General features: G+C 73.2%; 19 protein-coding genes. 8 read left to right on the plus strand and 11 right to left on the minus strand.

Going from position 1 to position 24,183, the window contains the following annotated elements:
• Positions 1 to 7 precede the first annotated feature (7 nt).
• Positions 8 to 1,048 (plus strand): helix-turn-helix transcriptional regulator, encoded by a 1,041-nt coding sequence (locus ACIOHG_RS03295; RefSeq protein WP_400944703.1) that lies wholly within the window; start codon positions 8 to 10, stop codon positions 1,046 to 1,048.
• A gap of 76 nt (positions 1,049 to 1,124) precedes the next feature.
• Positions 1,125 to 1,580: a very short patch repair endonuclease gene (locus tag ACIOHG_RS03300; RefSeq protein WP_400944705.1), complete on the plus strand. Its 456-nt coding sequence runs from the start codon at positions 1,125 to 1,127 to the stop codon at positions 1,578 to 1,580.
• Between the two features lie 71 nt (positions 1,581 to 1,651).
• Here the strand turns inward: ACIOHG_RS03300 and ACIOHG_RS03305 are convergent, their stop codons facing one another.
• Positions 1,652 to 2,218, minus strand: coding sequence for a PadR family transcriptional regulator (locus ACIOHG_RS03305; RefSeq protein ID WP_400944707.1), 567 nt, complete (start codon positions 2,216 to 2,218; stop codon positions 1,652 to 1,654).
• Positions 2,219 to 2,355: 137 nt separating this feature from the next.
• On the opposite strand from ACIOHG_RS03305, the gene ACIOHG_RS03310 reads away from it, so the two are divergent.
• The 4 genes from ACIOHG_RS03310 to ACIOHG_RS03325 all read left to right on the plus strand — a co-directional run bounded on the left by ACIOHG_RS03310 (position 2,356) and on the right by ACIOHG_RS03325 (position 7,144).
• Entirely contained in the window at positions 2,356 to 2,760 is a 405-nt protein-coding gene (locus ACIOHG_RS03310) for a nuclear transport factor 2 family protein (RefSeq protein ID WP_400944709.1), read from the plus strand.
• A 286-nt stretch (positions 2,761 to 3,046) separates the two neighbouring features.
• Complete coding sequence (locus ACIOHG_RS03315; protein ID WP_400944711.1) at positions 3,047 to 5,107, plus strand: phosphocholine-specific phospholipase C; 2,061 nt, start codon at positions 3,047 to 3,049, stop codon at positions 5,105 to 5,107.
• 163 nt (positions 5,108 to 5,270) lie between these two features.
• A complete protein-coding gene (locus tag ACIOHG_RS03320; protein ID WP_400944713.1) occupies positions 5,271 to 6,251 on the plus strand; it encodes a hypothetical protein in 981 nt (326 codons plus the stop codon).
• A 224-nt stretch (positions 6,252 to 6,475) separates the two neighbouring features.
• Positions 6,476 to 7,144: a hypothetical protein gene (locus tag ACIOHG_RS03325; RefSeq protein WP_400944715.1), complete on the plus strand. Its 669-nt coding sequence runs from the start codon at positions 6,476 to 6,478 to the stop codon at positions 7,142 to 7,144.
• Between the two features lie 88 nt (positions 7,145 to 7,232).
• Here ACIOHG_RS03325 and fusA read toward each other — a convergent pair whose 3' ends face one another.
• From fusA to ACIOHG_RS03360, 7 genes are all read right to left on the minus strand, one after another.
• Positions 7,233 to 9,317: an elongation factor G gene (gene fusA, locus ACIOHG_RS03330; RefSeq protein WP_400944717.1), complete on the minus strand. Its 2,085-nt coding sequence runs from the start codon at positions 9,315 to 9,317 to the stop codon at positions 7,233 to 7,235.
• Positions 9,318 to 9,857: 540 nt separating this feature from the next.
• Entirely contained in the window at positions 9,858 to 10,697 is an 840-nt protein-coding gene (locus tag ACIOHG_RS03335) for a VC0807 family protein (protein ID WP_400944719.1), read from the minus strand.
• Positions 10,694 to 11,326: a TetR/AcrR family transcriptional regulator gene (locus ACIOHG_RS03340; protein ID WP_400944721.1), complete on the minus strand. Its 633-nt coding sequence runs from the start codon at positions 11,324 to 11,326 to the stop codon at positions 10,694 to 10,696. Before ACIOHG_RS03340 ends, ACIOHG_RS03335 begins: the two co-directional genes overlap by 4 nt.
• A gap of 161 nt (positions 11,327 to 11,487) precedes the next feature.
• Entirely contained in the window at positions 11,488 to 13,002 is a 1,515-nt protein-coding gene (locus ACIOHG_RS03345; protein ID WP_400944851.1) for a GH1 family beta-glucosidase, read from the minus strand.
• Between the two features lie 32 nt (positions 13,003 to 13,034).
• Positions 13,035 to 13,931, minus strand: a complete 897-nt coding sequence (locus ACIOHG_RS03350) for a carbohydrate ABC transporter permease (RefSeq protein WP_400944723.1) — start codon at positions 13,929 to 13,931, stop codon at positions 13,035 to 13,037.
• A 4-nt stretch (positions 13,932 to 13,935) separates the two neighbouring features.
• Positions 13,936 to 14,898: a carbohydrate ABC transporter permease gene (locus ACIOHG_RS03355; protein WP_400944725.1), complete on the minus strand. Its 963-nt coding sequence runs from the start codon at positions 14,896 to 14,898 to the stop codon at positions 13,936 to 13,938.
• 89 nt (positions 14,899 to 14,987) lie between these two features.
• On the minus strand, positions 14,988 to 16,295 hold the full coding sequence (locus ACIOHG_RS03360; RefSeq protein WP_400944727.1) for an ABC transporter substrate-binding protein: 1,308 nt from the start codon (positions 16,293 to 16,295) through the stop codon (positions 14,988 to 14,990).
• A gap of 309 nt (positions 16,296 to 16,604) precedes the next feature.
• Here ACIOHG_RS03360 and ACIOHG_RS03365 point away from each other — a divergent pair, with 309 nt between their 5' ends.
• Positions 16,605 to 19,502, plus strand: coding sequence for a glycosyl hydrolase (locus ACIOHG_RS03365; protein ID WP_400944729.1), 2,898 nt, complete (start codon positions 16,605 to 16,607; stop codon positions 19,500 to 19,502).
• 220 nt (positions 19,503 to 19,722) lie between these two features.
• Positions 19,723 to 20,643, plus strand: coding sequence for a class A beta-lactamase (bla, locus tag ACIOHG_RS03370; RefSeq protein ID WP_400944731.1), 921 nt, complete (start codon positions 19,723 to 19,725; stop codon positions 20,641 to 20,643).
• Between the two features lie 414 nt (positions 20,644 to 21,057).
• Here bla and ACIOHG_RS03375 read toward each other — a convergent pair whose 3' ends face one another.
• From ACIOHG_RS03375 to ACIOHG_RS03385, 3 genes are all read right to left on the minus strand, one after another.
• On the minus strand, positions 21,058 to 22,128 hold the full coding sequence (locus ACIOHG_RS03375; RefSeq protein WP_400944733.1) for a LacI family DNA-binding transcriptional regulator: 1,071 nt from the start codon (positions 22,126 to 22,128) through the stop codon (positions 21,058 to 21,060).
• A 189-nt stretch (positions 22,129 to 22,317) separates the two neighbouring features.
• Positions 22,318 to 23,112: a DUF1684 domain-containing protein gene (locus ACIOHG_RS03380; RefSeq protein ID WP_400944735.1), complete on the minus strand. Its 795-nt coding sequence runs from the start codon at positions 23,110 to 23,112 to the stop codon at positions 22,318 to 22,320.
• Between the two features lie 71 nt (positions 23,113 to 23,183).
• Positions 23,184 to 24,047, minus strand: coding sequence for an acyl-CoA thioesterase (locus ACIOHG_RS03385; RefSeq protein WP_400944737.1), 864 nt, complete (start codon positions 24,045 to 24,047; stop codon positions 23,184 to 23,186).
• Positions 24,048 to 24,183: the final 136 nt, after the last annotated feature.

Raw genomic sequence — 24,183 nt, forward strand, 5'->3', positions numbered from 1 at the left:
CGAAGGCATGACCACCGGAGACACCGCTGCCAGGCACGCGACCACCGGGGAACCGACCGCCGGCACCCCAGCTGCCGGTGCCCCGACCGTCGACGCCCGGGCCGCCGGCGCCCCGACCGCAGGAAAAGCGGCCGCCGGAGAAACGGCCGGACGGCCGCTGCCGCAGGCCGAGTTGGCCGCCTTCCTCCGGGCCAGACGCACCCGCTTGCAGCCCGAACAGGTCGGCCTGCCGCGCGGCCCGCGGCGCCGCACCCCGGGGCTGCGCCGCCAGGAGGTCGCCCAACTCGCCGCCGTGAGCGTCGAATGGTACGTCCGGCTGGAGCAGGGACGGGTCGGCACGCCCGGCACGGCCGTCCTGGACGCGCTCGCCGAGGCGCTGCGCCTCACCTCGGACGAGCGCCGCCACCTGCACCTGATCGCCCGCCGGGAGAGCCCGGCCGCGCCCGCGGACCCCGCCGCCGAGCCCCGCGACTCGCTGCGCCGCCTGCTGGACGGCATCCCGCTGCTGCCTGCCTACCTCACGGACCACCGGCTCGACGTGCTCGCCCACAACGCGGCCGCCCGAGCCCTGTTCGGCCCCTCGTTCCGCACCGCCGACACCCCGACACCCGACGCGGGCCCGGGGAGCGGGGGCACCGGCAACCTGGCCCGGATGATCTTCCTCGACCCGGCCGCCCGGACCGCCCAACTCGACTGGGAGCAGGTCGCCCGCGAGACCGTCGGCCACCTCCGGGCCGCCGCCGGACGCCACCCCGACGATGCCCGGCTCGCCGCCCTGATCGGCGAACTCCGTTACCGAAGCGGAGAGTTCGACCGGTGGTGGAGCGACCACACGGTCCTCGACCGGTCGTCCGGGCGCAAGCGTGTCCGCCACGCCGAGGCCGGCGTCCTGCACCTGCACTACGACATCCTCGGCGCCGGTCCGCACCTGCTGTACACCCTCACCCCGGCCGACCCGGCCACCGAGCGCGCACTGCGCCGCCTGGTCACCGCCCACACGGCGGCGACCGCGGCCACCAGCTCCGTCCACCCGTTCACCGCGGCCTGAACAGCATCCCGCGCCCCACTCCCCCGCGCCCCACCGGCCCCGCCCGGCTGTCGGCGGGCCGGCCGATACTGGCGGTATGCCGCCCACCGCGTCCTCGCCGTCCGTCGCCGCCCGGATGAGCCGCCAGTCCTCGCGGGACACCGCCCAGGAACTCGCGGTCCGCCGCCTGCTGTACGCCGCCGGGCTGCGCTACCGGGTGAACGCCCGCGTCCCGGGGATGCCGCGCCGCACGGTCGACATCCTGTTCCCGGGGCCGCAGGTCGCGGTGTTCCTCGACGGCTGTTTCTGGCACGGCTGCCCGGAGCACGCCACCAGCCCGAAGTCCAACGCCGAGTGGTGGCGCACCAAACTGGACCGCAACGTCGCCCGCGACCACGAGACCACCGAGCACCTCACCACCACCGGCTGGACGGTCCTGCGCTTCTGGGAGCACCAGCCCGCCGAGGAGATCGCCGAACTGGTGCGGACCACGGTGACCGACCGCCGCGCCCGCCCCAGCCGTAGCCGCAGCACCCGGAGCCCGGAAGCCTGAGACCAGCCCGGGCCGCGCCGCAGTGGGCGCCACCACATACTCAACTCAGCGAATACCGCCACCGGCCGCACTCAGGAGCGCAGCGCCGCCCGCCGGTCCAGGACGCCGAGGGTGAACTCGCCCCAGCGCAGGTTCTCGCGTTCGAACTCCATGCCGCGCAGCAACGTGAGGTAGGGGCCGACGCGTTCGGCCTCGTTGAGGTGCTGCTCCTCGGTGCGGCCGTCCAGCAGTCGGTGCCGCAGGCGCTCGTAGCGGGCGAGCTTGCCGCGCGACCACTCCATCCGCTCGATGATCGCGGCGCGGACGGCGGCGGCGTCCCCGGCGTCCACGCTCTGCACCTTGACCAGCAGTTCGTCGCGGATGGTGCTGGGGCGGGCCGGGGGTTCGGCGGTGTAGGCGCGGACGGCGGCGCGGCCGGCCTCGGTGAGCGAGAACAGGCGCTTGTCGGGGCGCTTCTCCTGTCGGACGGTGCGGGCGCCGACCAGTCCGTCGGCCGCCAGCCGGTCGAGTTCGCGGTACAGCTGCTGCGGCGTCGCCGCCCAGAAGTTCGCCACCGAGGCGTGGAAGCCCTTGGCGAGGTCGTACCCGGAGGCCTCACCCTCCAGCAGGGCGGCCATCAGCGCGTTCCGCAGTGCCATGCGGCCCAGGCTAGCACCGCTGCTCAACAACAGGAGCAATCGCCGCGCTGCCCCACACCCCTGGACAACCGAGCAGGAACCGCCCGATACTCGCCGGTAGACCTACTCAACAAAGTGACTATCAAAGGAGCTCCGCCATGCACCCGTTCCGCCAGGCGGTCGAGGCCCGGGACGAGCAGGCCCTGATCGCCCTGCTCGCCGACGACGTGGTGTTCAACAGCCCGGTGGCGTTCAAGCCGTACCCGGGCAAGCCGATCACCGCCGCGATCCTGCGCGCGGTGCTGCGGGTGTGCGAGGACTTCCGGTACGAGCGGGAGATCGGCGGGCCGGCGGAGGCCGACCACGCGCTGGTGTTCCGGGCGACGGTCGGCGGACGCGAGGTGCACGGCTGCGACTTCCTGCACGTGAACGAGGACGGGCTGATCGACGAGTTCACCGTCATGGTCCGCCCGCTGTCCGGCGCACACGCCCTGGCCGAGGCGATGGGGGCCCAGTTCGAACGGATCACCGCCGAGGCCCTCGCGGAGGCCGACGGACAGTAACGCCGGACCGCCGGACCGCCCCACAGCCGGGAAGCCGGGCCGCCGCCGCACAGCCCCACAGCCCCACAGCCCCACAGCCGTCAACCCCCTTCCCCGACAAGGGGCGTGACCGAATCATGCTGTCTGTACAAGATGGGGGCGAGCTGTTCACACTTGTCCGAACAACTCAAGGCATTCGCTCGACGTACGCCGCTCGGTCACGAGCGGTCCGCCCGGCGGTACCCCGCGCACGCTGTCCTGAGGGGCACCGCCCACCCACCCCTCACCCCGCAGAGGCGACTCACCCATGGCTGATCTGAACCGGCGTCGTTTCCTTCAACTGGCCGGCGCGAGCGTGGCGTTCTCCGCCCTGGCGCCCAGCATCGCGCGGGCCGCCTCGATCGCCCCGCAGGGCACCACGGGCACCATCCAGGACGTCCAGCACATCGTGGTGCTGATGCAGGAGAACCGGTCCTTCGACCACTACTTCGGCTCGATGAAGGGCGTCCGCGGCTTCGGCGACCCGCGCCCGGTGACGCTGCCCAGCGGAAAGCCGGTCTGGTACCAGACGAACAGCGTGAAGAAGGAGATCCTGCCGTTCCGACCGCAGGTGAACGACCTCGGCATGCAGTTCGTGCAGGACCTCAACCACGACTGGGCCGGCAGCCACAAGGCGTTCAACAACGGCAAGTACGACCAGTGGGTGCCCGCCAAGACGGCGACCACGATGGCGTACCTGACCCGGCAGGACATCCCGTTCCACTACGCGCTCGCCGACGCGTTCACCCTCTGCGACGCCTACCACTGCTCGTTCATCGGCTCCACCGACCCGAACCGCTACTACATGTGGACGGGGTACACCGGCAACGACGGGACCGGCGGCGGGCCGGTGCTCGGCAACCAGGAGGCGGGCTACTCCTGGACCACCTACCCGGAGCGCCTGGAGTCGGCCGGCGTCTCCTGGAAGATCTACCAGGACGTCGGCGACGGCCTGAACGCGGCCGGCTCCTGGGGCTGGATCAGCGACGCCTACCGCGGCAACTACGGCGACAACTCACTGCTGTACTTCAACAACTACCGCAACGCGCAGCCCGGTTCGGCACTCTACGAGAAGGCCCGCACCGGGACGAACGCGAAGGCCGGCGAGGGCCTGTTCGACCGGCTCCGGGCCGACGTGCAGGGCGGGACGCTGCCGCAGATCTCCTGGATCGTCGCCCCCGAGGCGTACACCGAGCACCCCAACTGGCCCGCCAACTACGGCGCTTGGTACGTCTCGCAGGTGCTGGACGCGCTCACCTCCAACCCGGACGTGTGGGCCCGCACCGCGCTGTTCATCACCTACGACGAGAACGACGGCTTCTTCGACCACGTGGTGCCGCCGTTCCCGCCGTCCTCCGCGAGCCAGGGCCTGTCCACCGTCGCCACCGTCGCCGACTCCTTCGCGGGCAACGCGAGTTACGCGGCCGGCCCGTACGGCCTCGGGCAGCGGGTGCCGATGATCGTGGTGTCGCCGTGGAGCACCGGCGGCTACACCTGCTCGGAGACCTTCGACCACACCTCGATCCTCCGCTTCATGGAGCAGCGCTTCGGTGTCGCCGAACCGCACATCTCGCCCTGGCGGCGGGCCATTTGCGGCGACCTCACCTCGGCCTTCGACTTCACCGCCTCGAACGCCGCCCCGGCTGTGCTGCCGTCCACCGCGGCGTACAGGCCGGCCGACGGCAACCGGCACCCCGACTATGTGCCGACCCCGCCCGCGACCGGCACCCTGCCGCGCCAGGAGGCCGGGGCGAAGCCGACCCGCCCGCTCAAGTACGCGCCGTACGTGGACGGTTCGGCCGACGTGGCGAGCGGCAAGTACACCCTGACCTGCAGCGGCGGGCCGGCGGCGGGCGCCCAGTTCCTGATCACCTCGGCGAACCGCACCGACGGCCCGTGGACGTACACCGCCGAGGCGGGCAAGTCCGTCGCCGACACCTGGAACACCACGTACTCCAAGGGCGTCACCGACCTCACGGTGTTCGGGCCGAACGGCTTCCTGCGCCGCTTCCGCAACCCGGGCAAGACCGCGGGGCCGGAGGTCACCGCCCGCCACAACGCCGCGACCGGCAACCTGGACCTGACCTTCACCAACCCGGCCGGCACCACCGCGGTCCTCACCGTCACCAACGCCTACGCGGGCACCCCGCGCACCGTCACGGTCGCCCGCGGCGCCACCGTCACCCTCACCGCCGACCTCTCCACCTGCCGCCGCTGGTACGACCTCACCATCACCTCCGACCAGACCACCGACTTCGTCCGCCGCCTCGCCGGCCACGTCGAGACCGGCGCCCCGTCCCTCTCCGACCCGGGCATCCTCACCGCCTGACCCCGCCCCACCACGCCGGCCCGGACGCCCTCCGACGTCCGGGCCGGCGTGCTGCCCGCACCATTCGGGTTGCCGAGCGACGAACGGCACCACTTGGATCGACGGAGCACCCCCGGAACGAAGAGCCCCGGCAGACCGAAGAGAACGCAGCGAGGAGCGCACGATGCCCCGAACAACCGACCCGGCCGACCCGGCCGACCCGGCCGACCCGGCCGACCCGACGGAGCTCACAGGACCGACAGAGCCCACAGGACCGACGAACCCGACGGACCCGGACGCGCTGCTGGCCCTGGACACCGCCGTGCGTGACGCCGTCGCCGTCCGACTGACCGGCACGGGGCGGGCGGAAGCGTCCCCGACCGTCACGGTCGACCTACGGGCGAAGGGGGAACTCCGTTCACTGCGCGCGGTGTTGGCGGTGACGGAGCTACCGGGCTTCGTGTGCATGTGCCTGGGCGACGTCCGGCTGGAGTTCCTCGGCGCGGACGGCGACCGACTCGCGCTGGCGGCGCTGCACCACGGGCGCACCCTGGCCTGGTCCGGGTGGGACGGCCACGCCGTGCTCGCCGACGGGAACGCGCTGCTGCACTGGCTCGCCGGACACGGCTGCTCCGAGCCGTTGCGGCAGGCCGAGCAGGAGGCCGAGCGGTGGGCGGTCGAGCGGGCCGAGGAGGAGTCCTGGCTGGCCGCCGTACCGGCGGCCCTCGCGGACCTGGCCCAGGTCCTGCTGGAGCCGTCCGTCACGGGCAGCGTCCCGTCGGCGGAGTTCCTCGCGGAACTGCGGGAGCGCCTGCGGGCGGCCACCCCCGACCCGGTGGCCCGGACCCTGGAGGTGCTGGCCTGGTACGGCGCGGGCAGCGGTCGCTACTCGGGCTTCGCCGCGCACGAGGCGACACCGGGCCGACTGCTGGGCGAGGTGCCGATCGCCGGGATCGTGGCCGCCCTGCTCTCGCCGGACGCCGAACGGCGCCACGAGCTGGGCGCGGTAAGGCACTTGATCTCCTGGAAGAGCCGTCCGCGGCAGCAACGGGACGTGGACTCGCTCCCCCGCGACCTGCGCGCGCGACTGCTGCGGGCCGCCCGGGAGGACTACGACCCCGACAGCCTCGCGGTGGCCGAGCGCTGGTTGACCCCGAACCGCTGACCCGAACCGCCGGCACGAACCACTGCCCCCGAACCACTGCCCTGAACCGCCGACCCGGCACGCCGCTCCGGTCCGCACGGCCCGGGCGCCCCTTTGACACCGGACGCCCCAATGGTCTAGACCTACCCACAATGGCGGGGCGGGCGGAGGAGCGGCGGCTATGCACACGGTGACCTGTCCGGGCCCGACGGGGGCCGATCGCCTTGCGGCGAACGGTGGTTGAGGTGCCGTCCGGGCTCCGCGCCCCCGAGCCGGAAGAGGTGGGCGCCCGGGCCGAGCAGCTGATCGGGGCGGCCGCGGTCCGTGACCGGCTGGCCGAACTCGGCGCCGCCGCCCGCACCCAGGTCCTGGCGTTCGTCCCCGACCACGCCCCGGAGCAGCGGCCCCCGGACGAGGAACCGCTCGCCCGGGGCGTCGAGGTGCGCACCCTGTACCTGGACGCGGTGCGCGGCCACCGGCCGACCGTCGACCACGCGCACCGCCTGGTGCGGCTCGGCGGGCAGGTGCGCACCGTCGCCGCACTGCCGATGCGGATGCTCGTGGTCGACCGGCGCAGCGCCGTCCTCCCGCTCGACCCGGGCCGGGACGACACCGCCACCGTGCTGCACGGACCCGGCCCCGTCGGCGCGCTGTGCGCCCTGTTCGAGCAGCTCTGGCACGCCGCCGCACCGCTCTGCCACCCGCGCGGCCGCGACCGCGACGGCATGACGGCGCAGCACTACACGCTGCTGCGCATCCTCCGGCAGGGCGCGACCGACGTGGTCGCGGCCCGGCGCCTCGGCGTCTCCGAACGGACCGTCAGACGCCTGGCCGCCGAGGCCCTGGAAGCCCTCGGCGCCCGCAGCCGCTTCCAGGCCGGGGCCCGCGCCGCCGAACGCGGCTGGCTGCGCTGACTCCGACCCCACCCCGGCCACGCCGCACCACAGGAACGCTCCCGTCCCGACCTGCTGCCAGGACGGACCGGGACGGGAGCGTCACCCCCTACTGCTGCCGCGGCGCCGCCGCGTACCCCGCGGGCCGGGTGGTGAAGGTCCCCCGGCCCTGGGTGCGGCCGCGCAACGTGCCCGCGTAGCCGAAGAGTTCGGCCAGCGGCACGGTCGCCGTCAGCACGGTGCTGCCGCCGCGCGGTTCGGAGCCGTGCACCCGGCCGCGCCGGGCGGCCAGGTCGCCGAGGACGCCGCCGACGCTGTCCGGCGGCACCGTCGCGGTGACCTCGACCACGGGCTCCAGCAGCACCGGGGTGCCGCGCCGCAGCGCCTCGCGCAGGGCGAGCCGTCCGGCGGTGCGGAACGCCAGGTCGCTGGAGTCCTTCACGTGGGTCGCCCCGTCGGTGAGGGTGACCCGGACGCCGGTGACCGGGTGGCCGAGCGGGCCGTCCGCGAGGGCGTCCCGGCAGCCCGCCTCGACGGCCTGGACGAACTCCTGCGGGACCCGCCCGCCGGTGACGGTGGAGCGGAACTCGAAGCCGTCGGTGCCGGGTTCGCCGAGCGGGGCGACGTCGACCACGATGTGCGCGAACTGGCCGGAGCCGCCGTCCTGCTTGACGTGCCGCAGCACCAGGCCGGCCACCGCCGCCGACAGGGTCTCCCGGTAGGCGACCTCCGGACGGCCGACCGTCACCTCCAGGCCGGCCCGGCGGAGCTTCTCCACCGCGACCTCCAGGTGGAGTTCGCCCATTCCGGACAGCACCCGCTGCCCGCTCTCCGGGTCGGTCCCGACCACCAGGGACGGGTCCTCCTCGGCGAGCCGGGCCAGCGTGACGGCCAGCCGGTCGGTGTCGACCGAGCGGCGCGGCTCGACCGCGACCGTCATCACCGGGTCGGCGGCGACGGCCGGTTCGAGCACCACCGGGGCCTGCGGGGCGCACAGCGTGCTGCCCGCCCGGGCCGCCTTCACCCCGACCACCGCGACGATGTCGCCCGCCACGGCGGTCGCCGTCTCGGTGTGCCGGTCCGCCTGCACCCGCAGGATGCGGGCGACCCGCTCGGTGCGCCCGGTGCGCGCGTCGAGCACGGTGTCCCCCTTCCGTAGCGTGCCGGAGTAGATCCGCAGGCTGCTGAGCCGCCCGGTGCCGGTCGCGGTGACCTTGAACACCAGGGCGGAGAACGGCTGTTCGGGATCGGCGGCGCGTTCCTGCACGCCGTCGGCGGACTCCCCGCGCACCGGCGGGACGTCCAGCGGGGACGGCAGGTACGCCGTCACCGCGTCCAGCAGCGGTTCCACGCCGCGGTTGCGGTACGCGGAGCCGCACAGCACCACGACGGCCTGCCCGTCCCGGGTGAGCTGCCGCAGCGCCCGGCGCAGCGTGTCGCCGCCGACCGTGCCGGTCGCGCAGTACTCGTCCAGCGCGCCCGGGTGCAGCTCGGCCACGGCCTCCACCAGGGCGGCCCGTCGCCGGTCCGCCTCCGGTGCCAACTCCGCCGGAACGTCGCCGACTTGAACGCCCACCGGGGTCGGTTCGGCGGCATCCGGCCAGGTCAGTGCCCGGAGGTCGAGCAGGTCGACCACGCCGGTGAAGCCGCCCTCCCGGCCGATCGGCAGCTGCACCGCCAGCGGGACGGGGTGGAGCTTCTCCCGGATCGAGGCGACGGCGGTGTCCAGGTCGGCACCGGGCCGGTCCATCTTGTTGACGAACGCGATCCGCGGCACGCCGTGCCGGTCCGCCTGCCGCCACACCGACTCGCTCTGCGGCTCGACGCCCGCGACGGCGTCGAACACGGCCACCGCGCCGTCCAGCACCCGCAGCGAGCGCTCGACCTCGTCGGCGAAGTCGACGTGGCCGGGCGTGTCGATCAGGTTGAGCAGGTGGCCGTCCCACTCGCAGCTGACGGCGGCGGCGAAGATGGTGATGCCGCGGTCGCGCTCCTGCGGGTCGAAGTCGGTGACGGTGGTGCCGTCGTGGACCTCACCGCGCTTGTGGATCGCGCCGGTCAGGAACAGCACGCGCTCGGTGACGGTGGTCTTGCCGGCGTCCACGTGCGCCAGGATGCCCAGGTTGCGGACGGTGCCGATGACGGCGGAGGTGGCGGCGACGGTGGTCGTGGTGGTGGCGAGGTCGGTACGCATGGCCCGGGCCTTTCGGGGTTTCGTTCCAGGAATCGGCAGCGCGATCCACGGCCCCACGAGCCCGAATCCGACAACTCCCCCGCACAGCACGGCACCTGACCGTACATCGCATCCGGCGCGCCCAACACGGCACAGCACGGCACAGCACGCCGTCCCGTCAACGGGCGGGATTCACAGGGGGGTTGGGTGGAACTCGCAGGTCCTCTACCGGCACCGGCCGCGCAGCGGGCGCCGGCCTGCCCAGGACACCAGGATCACCTCGAACCGCGACGAGGGAACGACGACGGCGGCGGTACGCACGACCGGTCCCTCCCTCTCCCTGTCACGGTGCACCCGACGGCCGTCCGGCCCGGGCGTCTCACAGCGTGCCGAGTCTAGGCACGCCCGCCCGCCACCGTCACCGGGTTTTCCCGCCCCGACACACCGGTGCGGCGGCTCCGGCAACCGGCCGGAACCGCCGCCCCCCTCCTCCCTCGCCCCCTCCTGCCGTTCCCCCGCCCCAGGTCCGGCCGGCCCCCAGCGGCCGTCGGGCGTCGGGCGTCAGACCACCAGGTCGTGGCGCTTGACGTACCAGTAGTGGAAGCCGAACAGCGCGCCCAGCACGGCCAGCCACTGCAGGGTGTTCGCCAGCGGGACGGTCCCGAGCGGCAGGGTCAGCGCGAACGCCACCCGGATCAGCGCGTCCAGGGCGAAGCCGGCGCCCCACACCAGCGTCAGCAGCCGCAGGTGGCGGCGGAACGCCGGGTCGTACTCCCACTGGCCGGCCCAGGCGTCCGCGCCGTCCGGACCGATCTTCGCGGCCACCACGCCGCGAGCCGCGCTCAGCATGAACGGACGGCGGCTCAGCAGGCTGCCCAGCACCCAGAGGCCGAGCAGGCCGAACACCCAACTGTCGCGCACCAGCAGCACCCTGGGGCTGCCGCTGACCGCCGAGAGCACGCCGCCGACCGCGATCATCAGCAGGGCGAAGACCGGCATCGGGTCCAGTCGGCGATTGCGGACCAGGCCGTACAGCACCCACGGCAGGGCCACCAGGCCGCTCAGCGTGATCGCCAGCCACTGGCTGGCCCCGAAACCCAGCAGCGCGTAGTAGGCCGCCAGCGGCACGCCCAGCTCGAACACCAGCGAGCGCGCCATCTGCCGCTTCCCGCGCGCCGCCCGCTCCTTCGCACTCGCGCCGTCCCCCGCGTACGCCGCCCAGTCGACCTTGCCGTCCGCGTCCCGCGGCAGCGCCCCCGGCCCGCCGGCCACTCCCCCGACCGCACCGGCCCCCGCGCCCGCCCCGGCCCCCACCGCCGCCGCACCCGCACCCGCCGTACCCGTCACGCCCGTCGCCCCCGCCATGTCCGTCGCCCCCGCTTCGATCCGCTGCTCGCTCATGACTCTTCACCCCATGTCCGATGCGCTTCCATGCACACCTCGGCCGGACGGACCGCCCGGTCGAACAGGTCCGCCAACTCCCGCCCGCAGGCCGCGGCGTCCAGCTCCGGCTCGTGCAGCACCCGCACCAGCAGCGCGTCGATCGCGCCCTGGACGGCCGTCACCAGCACCCGGGCATCGAACGGCCCGAACGCCCCGGACGCCTGCGCGGCCCGGACCCGCTGCTCCTGGAACTCCATGACGGCCTTCCGGCTCGCCGCGAACTCGTCCTGCGCGTCGTCGCCCTGGAGGTTCAGGACCTCCAGCAGCGCGGCCATCTCCTTCGGGTGCACCGCCGCCAGCTCGATGTTCGAGGTGATGAAGACCCGCTGCCGCTCGCGCGGACCGGTCTGGGCCTCGATCCGCGGCAGCATGTAGGCCTCCGCGACCCGGATCACCTCCGCGACCACCTCGCGCAGCAGGTCGCCCTTGCCCTTGAAGTGGTACGAGATCATCCCGGTGCTGCTCAGCCCGGCCTGCTCGGCGATCCGCGCGTACGAGGCCTTGGCGTAGCCCGCGTCGGCGATCACCTCGATGGCCGCCGCCACGATCTGCCGGCGTCGCGCCGACTCGGTGAACGTCCGCCCCACGGCGCACCTCCTCGCTCATCCTTGCTCGCTCGAACAATTTCTTGCTTGACTGAGCAAAACGATAGACCTGTTTGCTCGCCCGAGCAACACTTTGCGCGGACAAGCAGAAGGACCGCCCGCGCGGTGCGGACGGTCCTTCCGGGAGGCTCCCCCTCGATCGGTCAGCCGGGCAGCTGCCCGTCCCGGATCACCCGGGCGTACCAGTGCGCGCTGTCCTTGAGGGTGCGGCGCTGGCTGGCGAAGTCGACGTGGATGATGCCGAAGCGCTTGCTGTAGCCGTACGCCCATTCGTAGTTGTCGAGCAGCGACCAGAGGAAGTAGCCCCGGACGGGGGCGCCGTCGGTGATGGCGCGGTGCACGGCGGCGAGGTGGCCGTGCAGGTAGTCGACCCGCTCGGGGTCGTGGACGGCGCCGCTGGGGTCGGTGTAGTCCTCGTAGGCGGCGCCGTTCTCGGTGACCAGCAGCGGCACGCCGGGGAGGTCGTCGCGCAGTCGGGTGAGCAGTTCGTAGAGGCCGTCGGCATCGACCGGCCAGCCCATCGCGGTGCGGGTGCCGGGGGCGGGCAGGAAGCGGATGCCCCGGTCGGCGGGCCAAGGGCTGCCGCCCTGGTGGCCGTCCCCGCGCGGGCCCCCGGTGTCCGTCCCGGACGTGTCCTCGGCGGCGACCACGGTCGGCGTGTAGTAGTTGATGCCGAGCGAGTCGATCGGCCGGGAGATCTCGGCCAGGTCGCCGTCCCGGACGAAGGACCAGTCGGTGACGTCGGCGGTGTCGGCGAGGACGTCCTCGGGGTAGCGGCCGTGGAAGACCGGGTCGAGGAAGATCCGGTTGGCCAGGCCGTCGATCCGGCGGGCCGCTTCCAGGTCGGCGGGGTCGGTGGAGAGCGGGCGGACGGCGGCCAGGTTGAGGGTGAGCGAGACCTGCGCGGCGGCGGGGAGTTCGGCGCGCAGCGCGGCGGTGCCGAGGCCGTGGGCGAGCAGCAGGTGGTGGTGGGCTGTGAGGGCGGCGGCGTGGTCGGTGCGGCCCGGGGCGTGCACGCCGTTGCCGTAGCCGAGGAAGGCACTGCACCAGGGCTCGTTGAGGGTGGTCCAGGTGGCGACCCGGTCGCCGAGGCGGCGGGCGGCGATGCTCGCGTACTCGGCGAAGCGGTACGCGGTCTCCCGGTCGGTCCAGCCGCCCTCGTCCTCCAACTCCTGGGGCAGGTCCCAGTGGTAGAGGGTGGCGACGGGGTCGATGCCGGCGGCGAGGAGTTCGTCGACCAGGCGGTCGTAGAAGTCGAGGCCGGTCTCGTTGGCGGGGCCGCGGCCGCCGGGCCGGACCCGCGGCCAGGAGAGCGAGAACCGGTAGGCGCCGAGGCCGAGTTCACTCATCAGGGCGACGTCGTCGCGGTACCGGTGGTAGTGGTCGGCGGCGATGTCACCGGTGTCGCCGTTGCGGACGGCGCCGGGGCGGCGGCTGAAGGTGTCCCAGATGGACGGGGTGCGGCCGTCCTCGGCGGCGGCGCCCTCGATCTGGTAGGCGGCGGTGGCGGCGCCCCAGCGGAACCCGGCCGGGAAGCGGCGGGCGGAGCCGGCGGCGGCGGCAGTAGCGGTGGCATCGGTGGCGGTGGCATCGGCGGCGGCAGCAGTAGTACCACCGGCAGCGGCGGTGGCGGCCTGGGCGAGCGTGTCGACGGTCATGTCGCGTTCCATCCAAACAGTTTGAGGGTCAGTCAGCCCTTGACGGCGCCCTGCATGATGCCGCCGACGATCTGTCGGCCGAGCAGGGCGAACACCACCAGCACCGGCAGGGTGCCGAGCAGGGTGCCGGCCATCACCACGGACTGGTCGGGGACGTAGCCCTGGCCGAGCGACTTGAGCGCGACCTGCACGGTGGGGTTCTGCGAGCTGAGTGCGACGATCGGCCAGAAGAAGTCGTTCCAGGTGGCCATGAAGGTGAGCATGCCGAGCACCGCCATGCCGGGCCGGGCGACGGGCAGCACGATGGAGCGGAAGATCCGCAGCAGCGAGGCGCCGTCCATCCGGCCGGCCTCGACGAGTTCGTCGGGCAGCGCCTGCACCAGGTACTGGCGCATGAAGAACACGCCGAACGCGGAGACCAGCGAGGGCAGGATCACCGAGGGCAGCTTGTTCTGCAGGTCGAGCTTGACGATCACCATGAACAGCGGGATGACGCCGAGCTGCGGCGGGATCATCATGGTGCCGACGGTGAGCGCGAGCAGCGCGCCGCGGCCGCGGAAGCGGAGCTTGGCGAAGGCGAACCCGGCGAGCGTGGAGGAGAGCACCACGCCGGCGGTGACCAGGCTCGCCACGATCAGCGAGTTGAGCAGCGCCTTGCCGATCTCGGCCTGTTCGAGGGCCTGGCCGAAGTTGTGGAACAGGTTCGGCCCGGGCGTCAACGCGGGTGTGGCGGAGCTGAGTTCGGAGTTGGAGCGGCTGGCGGCGACCAGTGTCCAGTAGAACGGGAACACGAACACCAGGGTGGCCCCGATCAGTACCGCGTGGGCGAGCGGGCCGCCGCTCAGCGGGGAGCGCGCCCGGCGGGCCGGGCCCGCCTTCCGGTCCGAACCGCGCGGCACCGCGCGGGGCTTGTCGATCACGTGGGTCATCGGGTCACCGGTCCGTGCGGTTGCGGCGGGCGGCGATCGCCGCGTTGAGCAGGGCGAGTACGACGATCAGCAGGAACATCACCCAGGCGACGGCGGCGGCCCGGCCGAGGTGGAAGAAGGTCCAGCCCTGCTCGTACAGGTAGAGGCCGAGGGTCTGGTACTGGTGCGAGATGCCGCCGCCGGAGTTGCCCTCGTAGAGCAGGGGTTCGCCGAACAGCTGGGTGGCGCCGATGGTGGAGACGATCACGGTGAAGACGATGGTGGGGCGCAGCCCGGGCACGGTGACGTGCCGGAACTGCTGCCAGCGGGAGGCGCCGTCGACGGCCGCGGACTCGTACAGCTCGCCGGGGATCGCCTGCATGCCGGCCAGGTAGATGAGCGCGTTGTAGCCGCTCCAGCGCCAGGTGACGATCGCCGAGACGCCGAACTGGGAAGCCCAGGTGTCGGCCTGCCAGTCGACCGGGTCCAGGCCGATGCTGCCCAGCACCCAGTTGATCAACCCGTAGTCGCGGCCGAAGAGTTGGGCGAAGACCAGGGTGGCGGCGGCGACCGAGGTGGCGTACGGCATCAGCATGGCGACCCGGAAGAAGGTCCGGCCGCGGAGCTTGTAGTTGAGCAGGTGGGCCAGGCCCAGGGCCATCAGCAGCTGGGGCACCGTGGAGAGCACGCCGATGGTGAAGGTGTTGCGCAGCGCGTTCCAGAAGAACGGGTCGTCGAGCAGCCGGGTGTAGTTCTGCAGGCCGAGCCAGTCCATCCGGTCCGAGGTCTGCAGTTCGACCCGGTGCAGCGACACCCAGGCGGTGTACACCAGCGGGAACAGGCCGAACGCGGCGAACAGCACGAAGAACGGGGCGAGGAAGCCGTAGGGGGCGAGCCGGCGGCGGACGCGGCCCGCCGGCACGGAAGCGGCGGGCGCGACGGGTGCCGGGGGCCCGGCGGGCAGCCGGGCGGTGGAGCTGAGGGCCATGGGCGGGGTCCTTCGACGGGGCGCCCGGCCCGCCGGGTGAACGGCGGTCCGGGCGAACAGCGGTCCGATACAAGCAACTTGACGGAACGTCAGTTACCGCTGGCCTTCTTGACGTTGTCCAGGGCGTGCTTCCAGGCGGCGTCCGGGGCGGTGTTGGTGCGCTCCACCTCGCCGAGGGCGTCGGTGAACGCCTTGCCGATCACGCCGTCGTCGGTGCCGAGCACCTGCGCGGGCATCGCGTTCGCGGACTCGCTGAAGATCTGGCCGATCGGGGCGTTGTTGAAGTACGGGTCCTTGACGTCCTTGATGGCCTCCTGCGCGCCGGTGGAGGACGGGAAGGAGCCCTGCTTGGTGAAGAGGGTGGCCTGCTGCTCCTTGGCGGTCAGCCACTTGATCAGCTCGGCGGCCTCCTTGGGGTGCTTGGCGGTGCGCGGCACCGTCAGGTAGGAGCCGCCCCAGTTGCCGGTCCTGCCCGGGCCGGCGGCGATGTCCCACTTGCCCGCGGCGGCGTCGCCGGCCTGGCCCTTGATGTAGCCGATCATCCAGGCGGGGCAGGACAGGGTGGCGAACTTGCCGGTGGAGAACGCCTTGTTCCACTCGGGGGTCCACTGGGCGAGCTTGGCGGACAGGCCGTCGGCGACCAGCCGGGTCGCGTCGGCCCAGGCGGTCTTCACCGCCGGGCTGCTGTCGTAGACCGGCTTGCCGGCCTCGTCGGCGTAGCGGACCTTCTGCTGCCCGACCTCGGCGGTGAACATGCCGGCGGCGCTGTCGGTCCAGGCGTTGCCCGCCTCGGCCTTGGCGGCGTACTGCTTGCCGAGGTCGAGGTAGCCCTGCCAGCTGGACCACTTGGCGGCCAGCTCGGTGCGGTCGGTGGGCAGGCCGGCGGCCTTGAACAGGTCGGTCCGGTAGCAGATCGCCTCCGGGCCGATGTCGGTGCCGGCGCCGAGCACCTTGCCGTCGGCGGTCTTGATCGCGGCGCCCTTCCAGGCGACCAGGCCGTCGTTGACGTCGCCGATGCCGAGCGTCTTGAGGTCGGTGAACTTGTCGGACTGCTTCTGCACCACGCTGGCCACCCGGCCGACCTCCAGGCCCTGGATGTCGGCGAGGCCGCCGCCGCCCGCGAGCTTGGTCTGCAGGGCCTGCCAGTACTGGCCCTCGTCCTGGGTGTCGGTCTGCTTGATGGTGACGTTGGGGTGCAGCTTCATGTACTCGTCGTACAGCCCGGCCTCCTTGAACCCGAAGGTGCCGAACAGGTCCACCGTCAGGGTCACCTTGCCGTCGGCGGAGTCCTTGGACCCGGTGCCGCCGGAGCTGCTGCAGGCGGTGAGCAGCAGGGCGGTGGCGAGGACGGCGCTGCCGAGGGCGGCGGTGGAAGGGCGGGCTCTGACGGGACGCATGGCATGGCCTCCAGGGCGGGGCGGGAGCGTGGGAGAGGTCGTGGCGAAGCAGGTGCCGATCCGGAAGGCGCCCACAATCTGAGAGCGCTCTCAACCGATGCCGAGAGAGTGCCCAACCGGAAGTTCGCCCGTCAAGCCCTCGAAACCTGAACGTAATCTGCCGCGCGACCCGAGCTGGGGTTTCGACTTCTGAACGCAACAGTGTGTGTCACGGCAGTTGACACCCCTTCAGGAGCGCCTTTACGGTCCGCTGGCTGAGAGCGCTCTCATTCCGACCCGCCCGCCCCCCCACTCGAGGTGGACACGATCATGAAGCTCCGCTCGCTCCGCGGCCCGACGGCCGCCCTCACCACGCTGGGGCTGGCCGCCGCGGCCACGCTCACCGCCGCCCTCGGCGCGGGCACCGCCTCCGCCGCCACCGTCCGGGTCGGCCTCGGCGGCTACACCGACGCCCGCCCGGCGGGCACCGTCGGTCCGAGCAACTCCGACGGCGCGCCGGTCGCCCCGAAGGTGACGCCGCGGATGGCCGGCCAGGCCGCCCCCACCAACGACTGGTGGTCCTCGCTGATCTACCAGCGCTTCGCGGGCAACCCGTACTCGGAGAACCTGTACCCGCACCCGATGACCTTCAAGGCACAGGCCGCGGGCCTGGAGGTCGGCTACCCCACCACGCCGACCATCACCTCCGACGGCCGCCAGTACGACTACACCCACACCCGGGACCTCACCCTGGGCGTGGCCGGCCTGAACTCCCCCGACACCAAGGTCGACGGCTGGTCGGACTGGACGGTCACCCCGTACTGGGCGGACGGCGCGCACACCTTCAGCGCGACGATCGGCCACGGCCTGCCGTACGTGTACGCGCACGCCACCGGCGGCGCCGCGCAGGTCACCACCGCCTCGGCACCCACCGTCTTCAGCAACCAGGGCAGCGTGCTCGGCATCACCGTCGGCGGCCACAACTACGGCCTGTTCGCGCCCACCGGCTCCAGCTGGAGCGTCAGCGGCAGCACCGTCACGGCGAACCTCGGCAGCAAGGACTACTACTCGGTCGCGCTGCTGCCCTCCACCGCCGACCTGGACCGATTCCGCTCCTACGCCTACAACTTCGTCACCGACACCAAGGTCGGCTGGAACTACGACGAGGCCGCCGGGAAGCTCACCACCACCTTCACCGCCACCACCACCGCCCAGGAGGGCACCGGCAGCGGCACCCTGCTCGCGCTCTACCCCCAGCAGTGGCAGGCCACCCCGGACGCGCTCACCGGGCTGACCTACACCTCCCCGCGCGGCACCATGAAGGTCCGCCAGGGCAGCGGGTTCTCCACCGTGCAGTCCGTCACCGGCGTGCTGCCCTCACTGCCCGACGTCGGCGCCTACGACCGCACCGCGCTGGCCAACTACCTCCACCAGGTCGCCGACGCGAGCGACCCGTTCAGCGCCGCCACCGACACCTACTGGACCGGCAAGGCCCTCGGCCGCCTGGCCCAACTCGTGCCCGTCGCTGACCAGTTGGGCGACAGCGCGGTGCGCGACAAGATGCTCGGCCTGCTGAAGGGCAAGCTGCAGACCTGGTTCGCCGGCACCGGCTCCCCCGGCTTCGCCTACGACTCCACCTGGAAGACCCTGATCGGCTACCCGGCCTCCTACGGCACCGACGCCGAACTCAACGACCACCACTTCCACTACGGCTACTTCGTGCAGGCCGCGGCCACCGTCGCCCGCTACGACACCGCCTGGGCCGCCGACTCCCAGTGGGGCGGCATGGTCAAGCTGCTCGCCAAGGACGCGGCCAACACCGACCGCGCCGACGCCCGCTTCCCCTGGCTGCGCAACTTCGACCCCTACGAGGGCCACGGCTGGGCCTCCGGCCACGCCGCCTTCGCCGCCGGCAACAACGAGGAATCCTCCTCCGAGTCCCTGAACTTCAGCGCCGGCCTGCTGCTGTACGGCGCTGCCACCGGCGACACCGCGCTGCGCGACCTCGGCGTCTACCTGTACACCACCGAGGCCAACGCCGTTCAGCAGTACTGGTTCGACGCCGACCACCAGGTCTTCCCGGCCGCCTTCCAGCACGCCACCGTCGGCATGGTCTGGGGCTCCGGCGCCGCCTACTCCACCTGGTGGACCGCCGCGCCCGGCATGATCCACGGCATCAACTTCCTTCCCGTCACCTCCGGTTCGCTCTACCTGGCGCGCCGCAAGGACGATCTGGCCGCCAACCTGGCCGAGTTGAAGGCCAACAACGGCGGCGCGTTCACCGACTGGCGCGATCTCCTCTGGGAGGCCGAGGCGTTGACCGACCCGGCCGCCGCCAAGGCCGACTGGGACGCGGGCAACGCCGGCTACACCCCGGAGGAGGGCGAGTCCCGGGCCCACACCTACGCCTGGATCTACGACCTCGCCGCACTCGGCACCCTGGACCCGGCGACCACCGCCGACACCCCGACCGCGGCGGTCTTCGCCAACGGCTCCACCCGCACCCACGTGGCGCACAACTTCACCACCACCGCGCGGACGGTGCACTTCTCCGACGGCTACGCCCTGACCGTCCCGGCCCGCTCCACCGCCTCCGAACGCGGCACCCGGTCCGACGGCGGCACCGGCGGCGCCACCAACTCGCCCTCCCCGACCGCGAGTCCGTCCCCCACCACGTCCCCCACCACGTCCCCGACCCCCTCCCCGTCCGCCACCGCCCCGCAGACCCGCGCCAACACGCTGTACCTGCAGCCCGGCGGCGCCCTCACCCCCGCCTACGGCACCGGCGCGACCAGCAGCACCGTCCCGTCCGGCGGCGGCGCCAACCACGACGGCACGCCCTACCAGCCGCTGACCTTCACCATGGCCCACCTCGCCGGCACGCTCCGCCCCGGCGGCGCCACCGACTTCGACCTGTACGTGGACGCCGGCTCGACCGTCGCACTGGCCCAACAGGCCCGCGTCTCCTACGACTTCAACGGCGACGGGACGATCGACCGGACCGAGACCTACCGCTACTTCGCCACCGACCCGGTCCCCGGCTGGGAGCGCTACAGCGCCACCGCCGCCGGCCTGCAGTCCAGCACCGGCGCCCCGCTCACCAACCTCAGCGACGGCACCGTGAAGATCGAGGTCTGGCCCGCCCTCGGCAGCGCCCCCGCCCAGCTCCGCACCGGCGCGACGCAGTCCCAGGGCAGCGCGTCCGTCCTGCGCCTCCCGTTCGACTGACCCCGCTCCCCCACCCGAACGCCGCCGGGGCCCACCGACAGGGGCCCCGGCGGTCGGCCGTTCCACGAGACCGTTCCGCCGGGCCGGTGTGCGGGGCCGGTGTGCGGATTTCGGGGACACCCGGCGCGGATCGGCGCGCGCTGCCCGGCCCGGTCCCCGTGACGGGGCAGGCTCATCGGAAGCGCACACCCCGACGCACTGCCCGCCGGAAGGACCCCGGATGGAACCGCACTTCGGACGCCGCCTCCTGCTCGGCGCCCCCGCCGTGGCCGCCCTCGGCCTCGTCCTGCCCATCGCCGACCGGGCCACCGCCGACACCGCCGACCGCACCGGCCGTCGTACCGGCCACGCCGACCTCACCGGCCGCTTCCGCGCCCTGGAGCGTGAACACGGCGCCCGGCTGGGCGTGTTCGCCCACGACACCGGCTCGGGGGCGACGGTGCGCTACCGCGCGGACGAGCTGTTCCCGATGTGCTCCACGTTCAAGACGCTCGCCGTCGGCGCGGTGCTCGACGGCGGCGACGACCTCTCCGCGCGGGTGCACTACACCGAGGCCGACGTCACCGACTCCGGCTACGGCCCGGTCACCGGTCGGCCGGAGAACCTGGCCGGCGGCCTGACGGTGGCCGAACTCTGCGCCGCCGCAATCGAGTTCAGCGACAATGCGGCCGCGAACCTGCTGCTGCGCCGACTCGGCGGGCCGACGGCCGTCACCCGCTTCTGCCGTGCGATCGGCGACCCGGTGACCCGGCTGGACCGCTGGGAACCCGCACTCAACTCCGCCGAACCGGACCGCGTCACCGACACCACCACCCCGCACGCGCTGGCCCGCGACTACGCCCGCCTGGTCCTCGGCCCCGTCCTCGCCCCGCCCGACCGGGACCGGCTCCGCGGCTGGCTGCTCGGCAACACCACGGGCGCGCACCGACTGCGGGCCGGCCTCCCGCCCTCCTGGACGCTCGCCGACAAGACCGGGACCGGCTCCCACGGCACCGCCAACGACGCGGGCCTCACCTGGCCCCCGAACCGCGCCCCGATCACCCTCGCCGTCCTCACCACCCACCCCACCACCCGGGACGCCCCCACCGACGAACCCCTCCTCGCCACCACCGCCCACCTGATCGCCGAAGCCCTGTCCTGACCCACCCCGAGCACCCCACCACAGGCGCCCCAGCAGTTCCCCGACCGACCCCGCAGGCCCCGCCGCCAGGCGAACGCACGAACCACCAACGGCGCCCCCGCCCGCAACCCACCGCAGGCGGCCTCCACCCCCGGGCACAGCCCACCCCGGCCCGCCGCAGGCGAACTCCCCCCGGCCAGTCCCATCGGCCCCGCAAGCCCGCCGCAGGCGAACCCCCGCCCCGGCAGAACCCCGGTCCACCCCGCAACCACACCCCGCTGACCCCAGCCGCACCCGCCGCAGGCAGCCTCCCACCCCAGGCAGAAGCCCCCCGGCCAATCCCATCAGCCCCACAAGCCCGCCGCAGGCGAACCCCCGCCCCGACAGAATCCCGCCCGACCCCGCACCGCGTCCCACCGCCCCACCGACCCGCCGTCAGGCGGATGCGCGGATCACCAGCTCCGTCGGAATGATCACCGACGACGGCGCGGACGCCGAGGGGTCGTTGAGGCGGCGCAGCAGGAGTCGGGTCATCAGGCGGCCCATCTCCTCGATCTGCTGGCGGACGGTGGTGAGCGGCGGCTCCGTCCAGGCGGCGATGGACTCGACGTCGTCGAAGCCGACCACCGCGACGTCCTGGGGGACCCGGCGCCCGGCTGCCCGCAGGACCCGGATCGCACCGGAGGCCATCGCGTCGGAGGCCGCGAACACCGCGTCCAAGTCCGGTCGCCGGGTGAGGAGTTCGGCCATCGCCCGGCCACCGCCGTCCGCGGTGAAGTCGCCGACGGCGATCAGGTCGGCGTCGCCGTCGGGCAGCAGGTCGCGGTAGCCGTCGAGGCGGTCGATCGAGGAGGTCTGGTCGAGCGGGCCGGTGATGGTGGCGATCCGGCGGCGGCCGATCGAGCGCAGGTACTGGACGGCGAGCCGTCCGCCGCCGCGGTTGTCGTTGTCGACGTAGACCAGGTCGCGGTCGGACTCGGCGCCGGGCCACCCGGGGCGGCCGCCGATGACGAAGGGCAGGCCGAGGCGGTGCGCGGTGGCGGGGGTCGGGTCGGAGCGGTGCAGCGAGAACAGCAGGACGCCGTCGACGTGGCCGCCGGCCAGGTAGCGGCCGATCCGGTCGTGGTCCTGCTCGTCCTCGGCCAGCAGCAGCACCATCTGGTTGTCGGCGGCGGCCAGTTCGCGGCTGATGCCACGCAGGTGCTGGGCGAAGAACGGGTCGGAGAAGAACCGGGCCTCGGGTTCGGCGACGACCACGCCGATCGCCCGGTTGCGGCGGGTGACCAGGGTGCGGGCGGCCAGGTTGGGCACATAGCCGAGTTCGTCGACGGCCTGCTGGACCTTCTCGCGGAGCGCGGCCCGCACGCCCGCCCCGCCGTTGACCACCCGGGAGGCGGTGGCCCGGGACACGCCGGCCCGTTCGGCCACCGACTCCAGGGTGGGCCGGCCGCCCGGTTCCGCGCCGGCGCCGTTCCCGGGGCGGTGCTCCGCCCGTGCATCGGCCACCGTGGGCTCCTCTCCGCCGTCCGCAGCTGCCGGTCGGCAGTTCCGCTGGCGATCAGCCTAGCGCCCGCCACCCCGTTCTGAGAGCGCTCCCAGAAACCGGCCCGGAGCCACCCGGAGCCACCCTGAAACCACTCCGGAGCCACCCTGGAGCCGGCCCCGCAACCACTCCGGAGCGACTGCGGGGCCGGCTCAGACGGTGACCACGTGCCGTTCGCCGGCCTCGACGGCGACGGTGAGCCGGTTCCCGGGCGGCGGGAACGGGCAGATGAAGTGGTCGGCGAAGGCACACGGCGGCAGGAAAGCCCGGTTCAGGTCGAGCACGGTGGTGCCCTCGGCGTCGGGCGCGGGCAGCGTGACGAACCGGAACCGGTAGGTCTCTCGGCCGCTGGTGTTGTCCGCGAGGACAGCGCTGAGCCGGCCGCCCTCGCCGCTGACGGTGAGCGTGTGCGGCTGCCCGGCCAGCGTGAACGCGATCCGTCCGGCGACGGCGAGCGGGCGGGCCCGGCCGTCCGCGTTCTCCACCAGCACGGCCTGCCCGCCGTCGTCGAAGGGCGTGAACACGGCGGGCACCGCCCAGTCCGGCGCGTACGGGTAGACCGAGATCCCGGCGAACGCGGCCCGGGCGGGCGCGGCGGGGTCGAAGACCCGCAGCGCGAGTTCGCCCTCGCGCTCGATCGGCACCAGCCGCAGTTCGTCCAGGACGGCGATCCCGGGCTCCCGGTCGATGTCCGGCCGCAGCTCCACCCGGCCGGTCAACTCCCTTTCCCCCGAGGCGTGTTCGAGCCGGACGCCGTCACCGAGCCGCAGCTCGGCGCAGACCGCCCCGTCCTCGGCCCACCAACGGCCGGGCAGCCCGGGGAGTTTCGCGGGCTCCGGCGCCAGCCAGTGGGTGCCGGTCAGCGCCAGCGGCCCGTGCGGGGCGCCGACCGCGGCGTTCCGCGACTCCGTCCAGCGCTGCCAGCTCTCGGCTGCGGTGTCGGTCATCTGACTGCCTCCCAAGTCGTCGGTGCCGCAGGGAACTTGCGGCCGGTCCGGTCGGCCGCGGCGGAGCGGGTTCAGGGGCGGGCGAGCGGCCGGAACAGACCCTCCTGCATCACGGAGACCACCAACTGCCCGCTGCGGTCGTAGATCTCGCCCCGGGCCAGGCCGCGCGCGCCGTGCGCGATCGGCGACTCCTGCTGGTACAGCAGCCACTCGTCGGCCCGGAACGGGCGGTGGAACCACATCGCGTGGTCCAGCGAGGCGAGGTCGAAGTTCCGTTCGCCCCACAGGGGTTCGACGGGGGCGCGAACGGCGTCCAGCAGCGTCATGTCGCTGGCGTACGTCAGCGCGCAGACGTGGATCAGCGGGTCGTCGGGCAGTGCGCCGTTGGTCCGCAGCCACACCCCGCTGCGGGCCTCGACGCCGTCCAGTTCCTCGCGCGTCCACTTCAGCCGGTCCACGTAGCGGATGTCGAAGGGCTGGCGGCGGCTGATGAACGGCGGCAGTTCGCCGAGCCGGGCACCGACCTCGTCCAGCGCGCTCGGCAGGTCCTCGGGGGCGGGGACGTCCGGCATCGGGAACTGGTGCTCGATGCCGGAGGGTTCGGGCTTGTGGAAGTCCGCGGTCAGCGCGAAGATCGACCGCCCGCCCTGGATGGCCAGTACCCGGCGGGTGGTGAAGGAGCGCCCGTCCCTGATCCGGTCGACCTGGTAGACGATCGGCACGCCCGGGACGCCGGGGCGCAGGAAGTACGAGTGCAGCGAGTGCACCGGCCGGTCCTCGTCCACCGTGCGGCCCGCCGCCACCATCGCCTGGCCCGCGACCTGGCCGCCGAAGGTCCGCTGCAGTGCCTCCTCCGGGCTGCGGCCGCGGAAGATGTTCAGCTCGATCTGCTCCAGGTCGAGCAGGTCGACGAGCTGGTCGACGGGGGTTCCCATGTATCGCTCCCTCTCCGGACGCCCGGCGGACAAGGGTGTGCCGCCGAACGCCTTTCCTCGTCCAGCACAAGTCTCCGCGCCCACCCCGCATTCCCGCCCTCCGGCACGCTGACACCCTCTTCCAGCGTGGCCGGCA

The organism is Kitasatospora sp. NPDC088134, from assembly GCF_044741705.1.
Taxonomy (GTDB): Bacteria; Actinomycetota; Actinomycetes; order Streptomycetales; family Streptomycetaceae; genus Kitasatospora.

Excerpts from the sequence above, each read along its gene's own strand:
- ACIOHG_RS03295 (WP_400944703.1), top strand. The coding sequence starts at position 8 with ATGACCACCGGAGACACCGCTGCCAGGCACGCGACCACCGGGGAACCG.
- ACIOHG_RS03300 (WP_400944705.1), top strand. The coding sequence starts at position 1,125 with ATGCCGCCCACCGCGTCCTCGCCGTCCGTCGCCGCCCGGATGAGCCGC.
- ACIOHG_RS03305 (WP_400944707.1), bottom strand. The coding sequence starts at position 2,218 with ATGGCACTGCGGAACGCGCTGATGGCCGCCCTGCTGGAGGGTGAGGCC.
- ACIOHG_RS03310 (WP_400944709.1), top strand. The coding sequence starts at position 2,356 with ATGCACCCGTTCCGCCAGGCGGTCGAGGCCCGGGACGAGCAGGCCCTG.
- ACIOHG_RS03315 (WP_400944711.1), top strand. The coding sequence starts at position 3,047 with ATGGCTGATCTGAACCGGCGTCGTTTCCTTCAACTGGCCGGCGCGAGC.
- ACIOHG_RS03320 (WP_400944713.1), top strand. The coding sequence starts at position 5,271 with ATGCCCCGAACAACCGACCCGGCCGACCCGGCCGACCCGGCCGACCCG.
- fusA (WP_400944717.1), bottom strand. The coding sequence starts at position 9,317 with ATGCGTACCGACCTCGCCACCACCACGACCACCGTCGCCGCCACCTCC.
- ACIOHG_RS03335 (WP_400944719.1), bottom strand. The coding sequence starts at position 10,697 with ATGAGCGAGCAGCGGATCGAAGCGGGGGCGACGGACATGGCGGGGGCG.
- ACIOHG_RS03345 (WP_400944851.1), bottom strand. The coding sequence starts at position 13,002 with ATGACCGTCGACACGCTCGCCCAGGCCGCCACCGCCGCTGCCGGTGGT.
- ACIOHG_RS03350 (WP_400944723.1), bottom strand. The coding sequence starts at position 13,931 with ATGACCCACGTGATCGACAAGCCCCGCGCGGTGCCGCGCGGTTCGGAC.
- ACIOHG_RS03355 (WP_400944725.1), bottom strand. The coding sequence starts at position 14,898 with ATGGCCCTCAGCTCCACCGCCCGGCTGCCCGCCGGGCCCCCGGCACCC.
- ACIOHG_RS03360 (WP_400944727.1), bottom strand. The coding sequence starts at position 16,295 with ATGCGTCCCGTCAGAGCCCGCCCTTCCACCGCCGCCCTCGGCAGCGCC.
- ACIOHG_RS03365 (WP_400944729.1), top strand. The coding sequence starts at position 16,605 with ATGAAGCTCCGCTCGCTCCGCGGCCCGACGGCCGCCCTCACCACGCTG.
- bla (WP_400944731.1), top strand. The coding sequence starts at position 19,723 with ATGGAACCGCACTTCGGACGCCGCCTCCTGCTCGGCGCCCCCGCCGTG.
- ACIOHG_RS03380 (WP_400944735.1), bottom strand. The coding sequence starts at position 23,112 with ATGACCGACACCGCAGCCGAGAGCTGGCAGCGCTGGACGGAGTCGCGG.
- ACIOHG_RS03385 (WP_400944737.1), bottom strand. The coding sequence starts at position 24,047 with ATGGGAACCCCCGTCGACCAGCTCGTCGACCTGCTCGACCTGGAGCAG.